This window comes from Nostoc sp. DSM 114161 (assembly GCF_052692665.1).
The window spans coordinates 784,819-800,001 of sequence record NZ_CP195141.1; the positions used below are offsets into that span (position 1 = coordinate 784,819).

At 44.4% G+C, this 15,183-nt stretch carries 6 protein-coding genes and 1 pseudogene; 1 reads left to right on the plus strand and 6 read right to left on the minus strand.

The window, feature by feature from the left end; translation table 11 throughout:
- Window positions 1–36 precede the first annotated feature (36 nt).
- Window positions 37–1,470, minus strand: a complete 1,434-nt coding sequence (locus tag NSTC745_RS03460; RefSeq protein ID WP_445635903.1) for a protein kinase domain-containing protein — start codon at window positions 1,468–1,470, stop codon at window positions 37–39.
- A 107-nt stretch (window positions 1,471–1,577) separates the two neighbouring features.
- On the opposite strand from NSTC745_RS03460, the gene NSTC745_RS03465 reads away from it, so the two are divergent.
- Window positions 1,578–2,453: an MBL fold metallo-hydrolase gene (locus NSTC745_RS03465; RefSeq protein WP_445635904.1), complete on the plus strand. Its 876-nt coding sequence runs from the start codon at window positions 1,578–1,580 to the stop codon at window positions 2,451–2,453.
- 60 nt (window positions 2,454–2,513) lie between these two features.
- On the opposite strand, the gene NSTC745_RS03470 is transcribed toward NSTC745_RS03465, so the two are convergent.
- The 5 genes and pseudogenes from NSTC745_RS03470 to rpoB all read right to left on the minus strand — a co-directional run bounded on the left by NSTC745_RS03470 (window position 2,514) and on the right by rpoB (window position 14,927).
- A complete protein-coding gene (locus NSTC745_RS03470; RefSeq protein ID WP_445635905.1) occupies window positions 2,514–4,001 on the minus strand; it encodes a protein kinase domain-containing protein in 1,488 nt (495 codons plus the stop codon).
- Window positions 4,002–4,048: 47 nt separating this feature from the next.
- Window positions 4,049–4,594: a GIY-YIG nuclease family protein gene (locus tag NSTC745_RS03475; protein WP_445635906.1), complete on the minus strand. Its 546-nt coding sequence runs from the start codon at window positions 4,592–4,594 to the stop codon at window positions 4,049–4,051.
- A gap of 185 nt (window positions 4,595–4,779) precedes the next feature.
- Window positions 4,780–5,109 carry a hypothetical protein gene (locus NSTC745_RS03480; RefSeq protein WP_445635907.1) on the minus strand — a complete coding sequence of 110 codons (330 nt, stop codon included), beginning with the start codon at window positions 5,107–5,109 and terminating at the stop codon, window positions 4,780–4,782.
- Between the two features lie 334 nt (window positions 5,110–5,443).
- Window positions 5,444–11,470, minus strand: a pseudogene (locus NSTC745_RS03485) (DNA-directed RNA polymerase subunit beta'').
- Between the two features lie 157 nt (window positions 11,471–11,627).
- On the minus strand, window positions 11,628–14,927 hold the full coding sequence (rpoB, locus tag NSTC745_RS03490) for a DNA-directed RNA polymerase subunit beta (protein ID WP_445635908.1): 3,300 nt from the start codon (window positions 14,925–14,927) through the stop codon (window positions 11,628–11,630).
- Between the last annotated feature and the right edge of the window lie 256 nt (window positions 14,928–15,183).

Genomic DNA, 15,183 nt, shown 5'->3' on the forward strand with positions numbered 1-15,183 from the left:
TCGAAATGCGTCTTCTAAATAATTGTGTCCACCTACTTAAATTTTACAATTTACAAGCCTTGATGTGAGGGCAGAGAGTCTTTTCGTTCTTCCATCTAATCTCATACTCCATACTGCTCTGGGTAGTTGTCCAGCCGGAGCAGCTAATGTAAATGATAAAAAATCATAAGGCTTCCAATTATTTTTAATCCGCCAACCTAGACATTCTCCAAAATATTGCCAAGTTTCCAAATCTAAGTCAGGTTTTCCCCCAACGCTATCCCATATTCGTTTCTGGATACTAAAACCAAAACGTGCATTACTGTATCTTACCCATAAATTATCAATGGTTAATATATCTTGACAGGGAAACTTTTCGATATCTTCTACTCTGAGATAACCTTCTTTTTCTCGACGAGATATTCTAAGCATAAGCTTCCAGGTTTCTTGGTCAGCTTCTCTCCATTTCCCAGACGCTAGTAACTTTTGTAAAATTGTGTAATCTATACTTACTCCTGAATTCAGATTTTGAACATTAATAACTTGTGTTACCTCATCCACGAATTGATAGCGATATTGAACGTGTTCTTGAAGTAATTTATCTAAAATCTGAATCATAAAAGGTGTAATAATTGTAGCTTTTGGTAAACGCTCTCTCCATATCCAACCACCCTTTGACGCATCATAAAGTTCATCAGAGCCATCTGCTTTTGGAAAACATTGGGTTAACAGCCGAATACAACTGACACCCAAACTATAAAGGTCGCTTGCAGGGAAAACTTGACCGCGCATTTGTTCGATTGGTGCATATCCAGGTGTTCCAACTGTTGTTCCAACACCTAAAGTACTTGCCGTAATCTGTTTAGAAACACCAAAATCAATTAATATTAACTTACCATCCTGACGGCGACGCATGATATTTTCTGGTTTGATATCTCGGTGAATTACACCACGTTCATGGATGAACTTCAGCACAGGCAATATATCAACTAAAAGCTGTTTGATTTTTTCTTCGCTAAAGGCACCCTGTTGCTGCAATTCTTGTAATAAATTTTGTCCTTCAATCAATTCTTGTACCAAATAAAGCCGCTTATCTTGTTCAAAATAAGCAATGAGGCGGGGAATTTGTGGATGTTCGCCTAAATCATATAATCGCTTTGCTTCTTGCTTAAATAACTCTGTGGCTTTCTCAAGCGCATTCGTTCCTTGAACTTGCGGGACAAATTGCTTAATTACGCAAGGTTCATCTATTCTATCTGCGTCTCTGGCTTCATAAGTTCTGCTAAATCCACCCTCTCCCAAAAGTCGTATTACCCGGAAGCGATTTCTGAATAATTGTGTGAGGGTTTGCCCACACTTAATGCAAAACTTATTGTCATCAGGATTAAAGGGATTTGAGCAGCTGGGATTGGAACAGTAAAGCATATTTAGAAATTTATCAGCAGATGGTGTTATGTTAAGTTTTCCCATTTCCTGCCTACTCGATTTCATGATTTACTGTTGTGACTGGATTTATTTCTAGTGGCGTCTACAGTCTCAAGTCAATTTTGCTAGCGTAGTGATATAGGGTTTATCACTTCCCAGCACGAGGTTTTAATATGGCTCATTTAAATCAGCGTCGCAGCCAAAATGTTAACGGCGATTTTTATGTAGATACTACTTGTATTGATTGCGATACCTGTCGCTGGATGACTCCTGAAGTTTTTTCTCGCGTTGATGAGCAGTCAGCAGTTTATCATCAACCAACAAATGAAGCAGAAAGATTGGCAGCCTTGGAAGCACTTTTGGCTTGTCCTACTAGTTCTATTGGCACAGTTGAAAAACCAAAAGATATCAAAGTTGCTCAGGAAAAGTTTCCGATTTTAGTAGAGGAAAATATTTACCATTGTGGCTATCATTCTGAAAAATCCTATGGTGCTGCTAGCTATTTAATTCAACTTCCTGAAGGTAATATTTTGGTCGATTCTCCTCGATTTACACCACCTTTAGTCAAGCGTTTAGAAGAGATGGGTGGAATTCGTTATATGTATTTAACTCACAGAGATGATGTAGCAGATCATCAAAAGTTTGCGGAGCATTTTCAGTGTCAGCGCATCCTCCATGCTGATGAAATTTCTGCGGGTACTCGCAATGTGGAAATACAGTTAACTGGTTTTGAACCGTTTACCTTGACTGAGGATTTATTAATTATTTCAGTTCCAGGCCACACCAAAGGACACACAGTTTTACTTTATAAAAATAAGTTTCTCTTTACTGGCGACCATCTCGCTTGGTCAGAAAGGTTGCAGCAACTAGTTGCATTCCACGATGTCTGCTGGTATTCTTGGCCAGAACAAACTAAATCAATGCGTAACTTAGCTAATTACTCTTTTGAATGGGTGCTACCTGGTCATGGACGGAGGTTTCATGCTGATAGAGAAACCATGCGCCAACAGATGCAAAAGTGTATTGAATTCATGGAATCTTTGAAGTAGAGGTGCAGATTATTTTAATTGGTGAATTCTGACTCCTGAATTTACCAATTCTGCTGCAACTTATTTCTTAAAATATCTTAAGCCATAACGGTCTTGATATTTGTTGATATACTCTACATTTTGTTGTTCTAATTTTGATAACAATTTAGATGAAAATTCTTTTGGTGAATATATGGGACGATACCAAGGTTGGTTATTAAAGTAATCTTGTAATTCAGGTGTGTCAAAACGGCGACCGTGGCTAGCAAATATGGAATTTCGCATAATATCTAGTTCAAAACCGTTTTTACCATCCAAATCTGCATCAGTTACAAGTCTTTGGGAAAGCCAAAAATAAGTATTAATAGTTGTGTTATCTGGCGTTATTAATGGAGTTGGAGAAGGTGTAGATTGAATAGGAATAGATGGAGTTGGTGTAAATTTAGGAGTTTCAATAGTTAGGCTAGGGGCAATTGATGGTGTTTCTACTGGACTGGGGACAGTTGACGGTGTTGGTGAAGGCGATACTGTTTTATCTGTTATTTGTTGAGGAGATTTTGTCAGCATTTGACCAATAATTATAGATACACCAATTAATCCACCTGCAATTAAAACGCCAATTAGGATATTATTCTGACTATTATTTTGAGGGTTTGGCTGTGGCTGAACGGGGACTTTCTGAGGTGGTGGCGCAGATACTAAAGTTGCTTGAGTTAAGACTGGTTGCGTTGGTGGAATTGGATTTGCTATGCTTTGCAAAGCATCTAGCATTGCTCTAGCTGTAGGATAGCGATCGCGTGGATGATAAGCGATCGCTTTGTCAATTATTCCTGCCATCATTGGGCTAATATGACTAGCATACTGTCGCCAAACAATCTCACCAGTCTGGGAATCTGTCTCTAATTGTTGCGCTACTCTGCCAGTCAGTAAATAAATTACCGTCATTCCCAAACTATATAAATCACTCGAATAAACTGGTCTACCTGCGGCTTGTTCGCTAGGCATATATCCAGGCGTACCAATCACAATGGAACTGGTAGGATTTCCTTGGGAATTCACCACGGTACCCATTGATTCCCGCACAGCACCAAAATCTATTAACACTGGTTTTCCATCACGATAACGCACGATAATATTATCGGGTTTGATATCGCGGTGAACGATATTTTTCGAGTGGACGTAATCCAAAACTGGTAAGATATTCATGAATAATTCAAAAGCAGCGGCTTCACTAAATAGCCCTTGCTTTTGGAATTTTGCAGTTAGGGTATCACCTTCAACCCACTCTTGAACTAAATAAAATTCCCCACCAGAAGAGAAGTAAGCATACAAAGCTGGAATCTGGTCATTTGCACCGCCGAGTTCTTCTAAAATCGCTGCTTCCCGTTGAAACCTCTCTTGAACTATTTGATAAATTTGCGGGTTGTTGTGAATCGGTCTTAGTTGTTTCACCACACAACGGCGCTTTGAAGGCATATAGGTGTCTTCTGCGAGATAGGTTTGACCAAACCCACCAGCACCTAATGTCTGGATAACTTGATAGCGATCGTTCAGCAGCTGTATTGTCATGAGAGATTACCAGCGATATTCATAAGATAGTTTTCCCAAAACTACCCTCATTTCAAATCCAGTAACCCTTGTTCTTTCAATTTAGGATTAAACCGAAGTTCTAATTGCAAACCACGCGCTTCTAGTTCTTTTAAAATTTCAGCTTCTACTCGCCGTGCGACATTTTTAATAACTTTTATCTGCGCCAATTCATCATTAGCTGGATTTTGATAATTTGCTTGTTCTTCAGGTGTCATTACCTTTTTCACATCAATGGCATTAGTCCATTTTTCTTTGTCATCTCCATTTCCTGCTGGCACACTAACATTTTCAGCAATCCAAGCATTCTCAATATTTTCTAACACTGTCCGACTGGGACGTTCAATAGTTTGAACTTTCACCCAATAACATTGCTGTGGTTGACGTACCAAATGCTGCTTCAAGCTGAGATAAACATCACGAGAATATCCCACAAATTGCAGTGTTTTTTCTCGGTCAAAGATAGCATATACACCGATTTTACCTTGAAATTGTTCTGGGAGTTCGCCGCGATCGCCAATATAAGGAATGTATTCCAAGCTTGCCAAAGCAGGAGTATTTGTTTCAGTAGTCATAAATCAAATCTAAAATTTGTTATTTGCTTTTGCGATTAAAAGCTGCTAGATAAATCCTAAACTTTTTATATATCTCTTATCTTTCTATCTTTGCGATCTTTGCGTACTTTGCGGTTCGTTTTCATTATTTTTCCTTCACAAACTATCTAGAAATTGTTGTAATTACGGGAAAGCATTCTTCTAAATTAAGCATTACCCAATTTTTGGTAAATAGCACAAAGGCGACTTGGTTTAAAAATCTTAGCAGTAAACATAAAATTGGGTGGTACATTGATGATGGCATATTCATCAGATTCATGATACTTTTCAAATTCTGCTGGCATTCCCTTAGTAGTAGTTAAACTATAAGGAACTGGCTGGAAAAGTAATTCTGTAAATTCAACTTTTTCACACTGTAATTGCTGGCATATTTGGTTTAAAAAAGCTTCACTCGTTAATAATTTAAATAGACTTTCTTTAGCTTGTGGTTCGAGGGTGAAACTCGCATCAAAGTTCTGAACGATTTTTAGGGACATTTTCTCTATAGGTACTAATTAACAACTCGGTGATGATAGAAATTGGGCAACATTTTGTACATGGTTATCGAAAAGTACTGACCAATGAACCCTACTCTTTTCAAGAGTTGAGCTTTGTGAAAAATCACTACTTTAACATTAGCCTATTAGATTGTGGGACTTCTGTCAGCTTGATTTTGTCGCTGACAGCATTAAGAATCATGAACTGTAGCAAATTTTTTTATATAGTAAGAATTCAAAACCCAGAAAGTAAAATTTGATAATGTGTTTCTTAAACAAAGTAAAAAGGCAAAAGAAGATTTTCTTTTGCCTTTTTATCTTTTAGATTTGAATTTTATTCGTCGTCGAAATCGTCATCGTCTTCGTCATCGTCTTCGTAATCTTCTTCGTCGGCTACTTCATCGGCGATTAAGTCATCATCGTCATCTAAGATTGACCTTTCTGCACGTCTGTTCCCATAGCTAGGCTCTCCCAGAGTTGGAGAATCTAAATTATAGTTGCGAGCTGTGCGGTCATCTAAGACCATATCGAGGGGGTCATCAACTTCATCTAAGACACTACTACTAATATCAGTAGCATAGTCATCGATCGCACTGGTTTCTTCATAAGTATTGTAACCAGTACCAGCCGGAATCAATCGCCCGATAATCACGTTTTCCTTTAATCCCCGCAGCCAGTCAGATTTACCTTCAATAGCTGCTTCGGTAAGTACCCGTGTTGTCTCTTGGAAGGATGCAGCAGAAATAAAGCTGTCGGTGTTCAAAGATGCCTTAGTTATCCCCAATAATACTGGGGTATACTGTGCCTTTGCACCACCTGTAATTGACATTGCTTCGTTCACCTGCTCAACTTGACGCAGTTCCACCAATTCGCCGGGAAGCATTGTGGTGTCACCACCATCATCAATCCGGACTTTGTTAGTCATCTGGCGAACAATCACTTCAATGTGTTTATCGGAAATATCAATCCCTTGAGACTGATACACCATTTGCACTTCGTTCACCAAGAATGTCTGTACTTTCTGCAAAGCGTGGCTAGCACAAGCATAAACTCCGTCTTCGGAACCCAAGCTAAAGAAGATTTCCAAAATTTCATGCGGGTTCGACGGGCCGTCGGTTAATGGTTGTCCGGCTAACACATGAGATCCATCTGGGACAATTAAATTTTGTCCTGGGCCTAGAGGATAATCTGTGACTACGCCATTTGATTCTACGACCTTAATGGCGATCGCTTCATCACCATCACCATAAACTACCTTGACTTCTCCCGCCCGCCGTGTTAAGATACACGCTTCTTTAGGTTTACGAGCTTCGAGCAATTCTTCAATCCGGGGCAAACCTTGAATAATGTCTCCGGTTTTGGCGCGTTCAAATACCAACAGCACCAAGTTATCACCCCGTTGTACCAGATCGCCGTCTTCTATTTGCAAGACAGCGCCAGGGCTGACTCGGTAAGGACGACCCACACGGATAGTAATGGCGTAATTCTGAGTGCTAAGTGCTGAGTCGTGAGAATTTTCTGCACTCAGCGCTTTTTCAGCGCTAGTTAATTTTTTGACATCCATTACTTGCCCAGATTCGTCAGCAAAAACTCCAGCGGCAACTTCTGTACCTGCTACAAGCAAGTCACCCACTTTCACTTTCGGCTGGGTACTGGTATTTACGGTAATCATGTCAGTTTCCCGCAATACCAAGCAGCGACGTACATTTTCGGTTCCCTTTTGCACGCCTCGGACTATCCCGCCTTCTTTAGACAAGATTTGGGTACGTGCGACGACGGAACCAGGGGCGATGGTTAACCCATCTTGAACTTCCAGCGTTGTCTGGGTGCTACCTTGGGTTGCATCAGCAGTAATGTCTCGACGAATTACCAAGGATTCCAAAATCACCAGTTGCAAGCGTTGAACTTCTGGATCTTCGATATCCTGTACCAATTCAATATCTGCTGCTAGGGGGGAGGCGTTATGGTCTTGTTCGCCTTCTTGCTCAATTTCCAGCACTAACTGGGTTCGCAGCAATTCCACACCTTCTACGGATTTCACTCTTTCGGAATCCTTGTAAGGCAGTCGTTGTACTGCGCGTAACTCAATGGAACGCCCAGTTTGTTGACTTACCGATGTGGTTGATGGCACGTCAGGATTGTTCGGTACGGCGAACTCGACTACTGGACGGCTTAACAGGGCTGGGCCTTCTGGTGTCTCCACATACTGGATATAGCGTAATTCCGTGGCGACACTGCCTTGAAATTCCTCGCCTGGTTGGACGAAGGTGTTATCTCGTCCCATAACTGCTTCAGGATCGTCCACCATTAGCAGTTCCCCTGGCTTGACGACCACTTCCCGCAGGATGTCGTTTTTCTGGGTAACTTCAATCACACCGCTGTTTTGGCAGAAGATATCCTTCACTACTTCGGTGCCAGCTTCTACAAACTGACCATCTTCTACCAACAGCAAGGAGATATCTTTATTAACTTCGTGGGTTTCTTCGGGAATCCACAACAGCGTACCGCCTTGGACGACTTCATAACCCAGTTTAGCTTTGCCTTTTTTCTGGACTTCCACGCCCGCGAACTTCAGGAAGCCACCAGTGGTTGTGCGATAGCGGTCATCAATTAACTCAGCTACCACTTGACCATTTTGCACTTTTGTGCCTGGTGTAGCGCGGAGGTTAAATACTTGGTTGTTGCCAGTGGAGACTAGGTAGTTATTGCGACCTTGGGAACTTTGGACTGTTACCGTTGCCTGGTCTAAGACTACAGAAGCGGTAATAATTTCAATTTCCCTGGTACTCTTACCTGGGGTAGCTTCGGGCAAACGCACCACACCACCGTGGAGAGTAGTTAATTTGGTTTCTGCTAATACTCCATTAGAAGCGATCGCATCACCATTTTTCACCACCAATTCAGCACCGGGCGGCAAGTTATAAACTTCCCCAGACAAAATCCAAATCAAACCACCTCTTGCGGCTGTGGTTGTGGTGTTGCCTTGACGGTCAGTTTTTTGTTCTGGAACGACTTCGGCAAATTGCACTTCCCCTGCCAAGTCAGAAGCCACATCTTTAACGGCTTTTTCTGTATTAGTCCGAGTTGTACGTCCACCAAGGGCGACTTCTGCCAATAACTGGCCTTGTTTTACTTGATTGCCGTCAAATACATATAATGTAGAACCTTGAGTTAGCTGCACCTCTTGGTTACCTGGTGTGGCATCGCCTTCTTTTTTAGGTTCCAAAATGATGACGCCATTGGCCTCAACATACAAGGCATCTTCCCCGTGGCGGGTACGATATTGTCTTGTCCGTAATTTGCGGGGAATTTTCACAGTCCCATCAATTTTAGAACGGACTTGTTGTGCCACTTCCCCGGTAAACACACCACCTGTGTGGAATGTCCGCATGGTTAGCTGAGTGCCTGGTTCGCCGATACTTTGGGCAGCAATGATCCCCACAGCTTCGCCCAAGTCCACCATCTTGGCATGGGCTAAACTCCAGCCGTAGCAATGTTGACAGACAGAACGCGCAGCTTCACAAGTTAAGGGACTCCGCACTACAACTTCTCCCACCCCAGACCTGCCTATTTCCTTCGCCAAGTCGTCAGAAATTGGGGTGTTGCGTGGTGCAATCACTTGTTTTGTGACTGGATGCACTACGTCTTCGCCAATTACCCGTCCCATCAAGCGGTTTGCCAGAGGAATCAAAGTTTTGGCACCTTCTGTCATTGGTCGAATGGGAATGCCTCTAGTGGTGCCGCAGTCGAATTCCCGAATAATCACATCCTGGGATACGTCCACCAAACGTCGGGTAAGATAACCAGAGTCAGCCGTCCGTAAGGCGGTATCCACCAATCCTTTTCTGGCACCATAAGACGAAATAATGTATTCCGTCACCGTCAGCCCTTCGCGGAAGTTGGTTTTGATGGGCAAGTCGATAATTTCCCCTTGAGGATCTGCCATCAGCCCCCGCATTCCCACCAACTGCCGGACTTGGGAGATGTTACCCCGCGCCCCGGAGAATGCCATCATGTACACGGAGTTGAGGGGATTAGTCTTTTTGAAGTGGACAACTACCTCATCTTTTAGCGCTTCACTGGTACCGTTCCAGGTATCAATTACCTTTTGGAAGCGTTCTACTTCAGTGATTTCACCCCGTTGGTAACGAGCTTCAGTGGCGCGAATTTCTTCTTCGGCTGCTTCCAGGAGCGATCGCTTAGTTGGAGGCACCATCAAATCATCTACACTAATGGAAACCCCTGCTTTGGTGGCGTAGCGAAAACCCAAATCCTTGAGTTTGTCCGCCATGACTGCAGTTCGCGCCGTACCATAATGCGTAAAGGCCCAAGAAATCAAATTTCTCAGTTGACCTTTATCCACCACCCGATTGCGAAAAATCATTTTTTCAGTCATTAGTCATTAGTCCTTAGTCATTAGTCATTAGTCATTAGTCATTAGTCATTTGTCATTAGCAAAGGACAAAGGACAAAGGACAAACGACTAACTTGCTAGTGCTTCCTGAATCGCTTTATTGTAAATAACCCGACCAGGCGTTGTACGTATATACTGTGAAACGAGATTTCCTTGAGCGTCTTCTCTGACTCTGCGGAACTTATACTTTAATGTCCGGCTACCATCTTCGTTTTCTTGTACCTCAAGAGGTTCTGTATCCGGTTGGTCTGATTCGAGTTCGCCATCAAACCGCACATAGATATAGGCGTGCAAGTCAATTTCCTCTTGCTGGAAAGCCATGATTACGTCATCTAAGGAAGCAAAATACTTGCCTGCGCCTTTGGTAGCACCGGGATTTTCTGCTGTTAAGTAATATGCTCCCAATACCATGTCTTGGCTAGGCGTGATAATTGGTTTACCTGTGGCTGGTGACAAAATATTGTTAGAAGCCAACATCAACAACCGCGCCTCAGCCTGACTTTCTAACGACAGCGGTACGTGTACCGCCATTTGGTCGCCATCAAAGTCGGCGTTAAATGCCGGACACACCAAAGGATGCAGCTGAATTGCTCTTCCTTCCACCAAAATCGGTTCAAAAGACTGAATACCCAAACGGTGCAACGTCGGCGCCCGATTAAGTAGCACTGGGTGTCCTTCAATTACTTCTTCCAGTACATCCCAAACACTGGGATCGTTACGCGATATCAGCTTTTTCGCAGCCTTAATGTTATTCACCATGCCACTGCGAATGAGGCGGTTAATCACAAATGGTTGAAATAGCTCAATTGCCATTTCTCTGGGCAAACCGCACTGGTGAATTTTCAGCTTTGGCCCAACCACAATTACTGAACGTCCAGAGTAGTCAACTCGTTTACCCAACAAGTTTTGTCTAAAACGTCCTTGCTTACCTTCAATAATGTCGGACAAGGATTTCAGGGGTCGGTTATTTGCCCCCACCACAGTCCGTCCGCGGCGACCATTGTCAATCAAAGCATCTACCGCTTCTTGCAGCATCCGCTTTTCGTTCCGCACAATAATCTCTGGCGCCAAAATTTCTTGCAGCCGTGCCAAACGATTATTTCGGTTAATTACCCGCCGATACAAATCATTCAAATCGCTAGTAGCAAAGCGACCGCCATCTAGCTGCACCATTGGGCGCAAGTCCGGGGGAATCACGGGAATAACTGCCATAACCATCCACTCTGGTTTGGAACCAGTAGCGATGAAGTTGTCAATTACCCGCAGCCGCTTAATTAACTTGGCTCGCTTCTGTCCTTTTGCATTGCCAATTTCTTCCCGCAGGCTTTCAGCTTCTTGCTCCAAATTGATATCCGCAAGCAAGCGCAGCAAAGCTTCGGCACCAATGCCTACCTCTACGCCTTGTAGCTGAGAATCTTCACTATAAATTTGGTCTTCAATTTCCAGCCACTGGTCTTCACTTAGTAGCTGTTTGTAAGTTAAAGTTTCGGCATTGCCTGGACTTAAGACAACATAAGAGTTGAAATAGACAATTTGCTCTACATCCCGCAAGGGCATATCCAGCAGGATGGAAATATAGCTAGGAATGCCTTTGAGATACCAAACGTGAGCTACTGGTGCGGCGAGTTTAATATAGCCCATCCGGTGACGACGCACCCGTGACTCAGTGACTTCTACCCCACAGCGCTCGCAAACAATACCTCTGTGACGGACTCTTTTATACTTGCCACAATGGCATTCCCAATCTTTCGCCGGCCCAAAGATGCGCTCGCAGAATAAGCCATCCATCTCTGGCTTGAGAGTCCGATAATTAATCGTTTCTGGCTTGGTAACTTCACCGACTACCTGACCATTGGGCAAAGTTCTCTCGCCCCACTGGCGAATACGTTCTGGTGATGCTAAGCCGATTTTTACGTAGTCAAACTGATTAGTTTGGGCAGGTCTCATACTTTAAGTGCTGAGTTTTGAGTTATGAGTATATTTAGTTTTCGTAACTTGGGCATTGGGCATTGGGCATGGGGCATTGGTTATTGGGCATTAGGCATTGGTAATCTTTCATTTCCCATTTCCTATGCCCTATGCCCCATACCCTATTCCCTAATTTTTATTCGTCGTCTTCCAGCGATTCGCGGGAAAGAGATTCGTATGTTGGTCGGGGAGGTGTACGACGGGCTGATTGGTCTGCCATCAAATCGACTTCCACATCTAAGGAACTACCGTCTGCTTGGGTTTCTACCTTGTGTACGGCAATGTCTAACCCCAATGATTGTAGTTCGCGCATTAACACCTTAAAGGACTCTGGTGTTCCCGGTCGAGGAATTGCCTTACCTTTAACGATCGCATTTAACGCTTCATTCCGTCCTTGCATATCGTCGGATTTCACTGTCAGCAATTCCTGTAAGGTGTAAGCCGCACCGAAGGCTTCCAATGCCCACACTTCCATTTCCCCAAACCGCTGACCGCCTTGTTGGGCTTTACCACCCAAGGGTTGCTGGGTCACCAGTGAGTACGGGCCTGTGGAACGGGCGTGAATCTTATCGTCTACCAAATGCACCAGTTTCAGCATGTAAGCCACACCAATGGTGATTGGTCGGTCAAAGGGTTCGCCTGTGCGCCCATCAAACACCATGATTTTACCTGGGTCATCTGGGTTATATACCCAGTCCTTGCTGGTTTCATCCCGTGCTTCTTGCAATTTGCCATGCACGATTCTTCGGGATGACTCTTCACCATACATTTCGTCAAAGGGAGTAATCTTAAATCGCACTCCCAAGGTATGACCAGCCCAACCCAAGAGGCACTCAAATACCTGTCCGACGTTCATCCGGCTGGGTACGCCCAAGGGGTTGAGTACGATGTCCACTGGGGAACCATCAGGCAAGTAAGGCATATCTTCCGCTGGCAAGATCCGAGAAATAATCCCTTTATTGCCGTGGCGTCCTGCCATTTTGTCGCCGACTTGGATTTTGCGTTTTTGGGCGACATACACCCGGACTACCATATTGGCTCCCGGTGGCAATTCATCGCCTTGTTCGCGGGTAAATAAGCGCACGTCAACTACACGCCCTTTTTCACCGTTGGGTACTCGCAGGGAATTGTCTCGCACATCCCGCGCTTTTTCACCGAAAATCGCCCGCAAGAGTTTTTCTTCTGGCGGTTGGTCGGATTCACCTTTTGGTGTGACTTTACCTACCAAGATATCCCCAGCTTCTACCCATGCCCCAATGCGAATGATCCCTTGTTCGTCTAACTGGCGCAAAGCGTCTTCTCCGACGTTGGGAATTTCTCTGGTGATTTCTTCTGGCCCCAGTTTCGTCTGTCTAGCCTCAATTTCATATTTTTCAATGTGAATTGAGGTGTAGATATCATCCTGCACCAGTCGCTCAGAAATTAAAATTGCGTCTTCGTAGTTGTAGCCTTCCCAAGGCATGTAAGCAACGACGATATTTTGTCCGAGCGCCAATTCACCGCCTTCGGTGGAGGAGCCATCAGCTAGTACCTGACCAGCCACAACTTTTTCGCCAATGCGGACGAGGGGCTTCTGGTTCAAACAAGTATCTTGGTTTGAGCGTTGGTACTTAGAAAGTGGATATTTAATTTCTGGGGTATTTGGTTTGGGACGCACCCGAATTTCTGTGGCATCTACATAGGTGACATCGCCATCAGTCCGCGATACAATTACCATCCCGGAGTCTCTTGCTCCTTGGGCTTCCAAACCTGTGCCTACCAATGGGCGCTCTGGCTTCAGCAGGGGTACTGCTTGCCGTTGCATGTTTGACCCCATCAGCGCTCGGTTGGCGTCATCATGCTCCAAGAAGGGAATCATGCTAGTAGCTACCGATACAATTTGAACGGGAGATACTGCTACGTAGTCCACTTGCTCTGGCGTGGTGGTGGAGAATTCCTGACGATAGCGTACCGGTACTTGAGGCCCGATAATGTGCCCATTCTCATCTACTGGAATATCTCCAGGTGCAACCCGCAGGTCGTCTTCTTCGTCGGCTGTCATGTAAAGTGGGGGCAAATCAAATCTGACTCGCCCATTTTCCACAGGTCTAAATGGCGTTTCCAAAAAGCCGTATTGGTTCACCCGTGCATGGGTCGCCAAGGAGCCAATCAATCCCGCATTCGGGCCTTCTGGTGTTTCAATGGGGCAAATACGTCCGTAGTGACTGGGATGAATATCCCGCACTGCAAACCCCGCACGTTCGCGGGTTAAACCACCAGGGCCGAGGGCACTCAAGCGGCGTTTGTGAGTCAGTTCTGCTAAGGGATTAGTTTGATCCATGAACTGACTTAATTGGCTGGAACCAAAGAATTCTTTAATTGCTGCTACCAGCGGTTTGGGGTTAACCAAGGAAGCAGGAGTTAAAACTTCGGCATCGGATACGGTCATCCGTTCTCGAATAATTCTTTCTAGACGGTTTAAGCCTACCCGCACCTGGTTTTGCAGCAATTCGCCGACGCTTCTCACGCGACGGTTACCTAAGTGGTCGATGTCATCGATATTGCCGATGTCATACTCTAGGTTGATCAGATAATCTACCGCTGCCAAAATATCGCTGGAGGTCAGCACGCGCATGGTGTCGGGCACAGAAAGCCGCAATTTTTTGTTGAGCTTGTACCGACCAACGCGACCCAAGTCATAACGTTTCGGATCGAAGAAACGAGAGTCTAGGAGTTGTTGTCCTCCTAAGACTGTGGGTGGTTCCCCAGGACGCAGTTTGCGATATAACTCCATCAGGGCTTCTTCTTCAGAAAATTGCCCTTCTTTTTCGATGGTTTTTTGGAAATATTCTGGATGGCGTAAGGCGTCAAAGATTTCGTTGTCTGATAAGCCTAAAGCTTTTAATAGTACCTGGGCTGAGAGTTTGCGGGTTTTGTCGATACGTACCCACACCAGATCGTTACGGTCTGTTTCAAATTTCAGCCATGCCCCCCGGTTGGGAATTAAGCTAGCAGAATAAGTACGCCGCCCGTTTTTATCGATTTCGGATTTGTAATAAACTCCTGGCGATCGCACTATTTGATTCACAATCACCCGCTCGGCTCCGTTGATTATAAAGGTGCCGCGGTCGGTCATCAAAGGCAAATCTCCAATGAATACCTCTTGCTCTTTGATTTCCCCGGTTTCTTTATTAATCAAGCGTGTGGGAACATACATTTGGACGGCATAGGTGCTATCCCGCCGTTTGGCTTCTTCAACGCTATATTTTGGCTCTTTGAGTTTGTAGTTCTGACCCAAAAAGTGTAATTCCAGTTTGCCCGTGTAATCTGTGATCGGACTAAAGGAGTTAAGTTCTTCTATCAACCCTTCTTCCAAAAACCAGCGGAAACTCGAACGCTGGATTTCAATCAAGTCGGGTAATAGAAAGGCGGGTTCCATATACGTTTCTTTAGTCATGCCTCTACCTTTGTCAACCTGGTTAAATTTTCCCTTGGACACTGCTGTTTAATGCTTCCCACTGCTAGCCAGTGTCCGAACTGTTTGGGAATTTTTGTTTATACACTTAGCTATTTTCAAATGTGGACAAACGCAGCGATGAAAGCGGTAATGAGCTTTACCAAGGGGTAATCGCCTGTAATGCTGAGTGGGGAGTGGAAGCGGGGATTGGGAAAACTCTTCCCTTGTCCCCAGTCTCTAGTCCCCAATCCCCAAT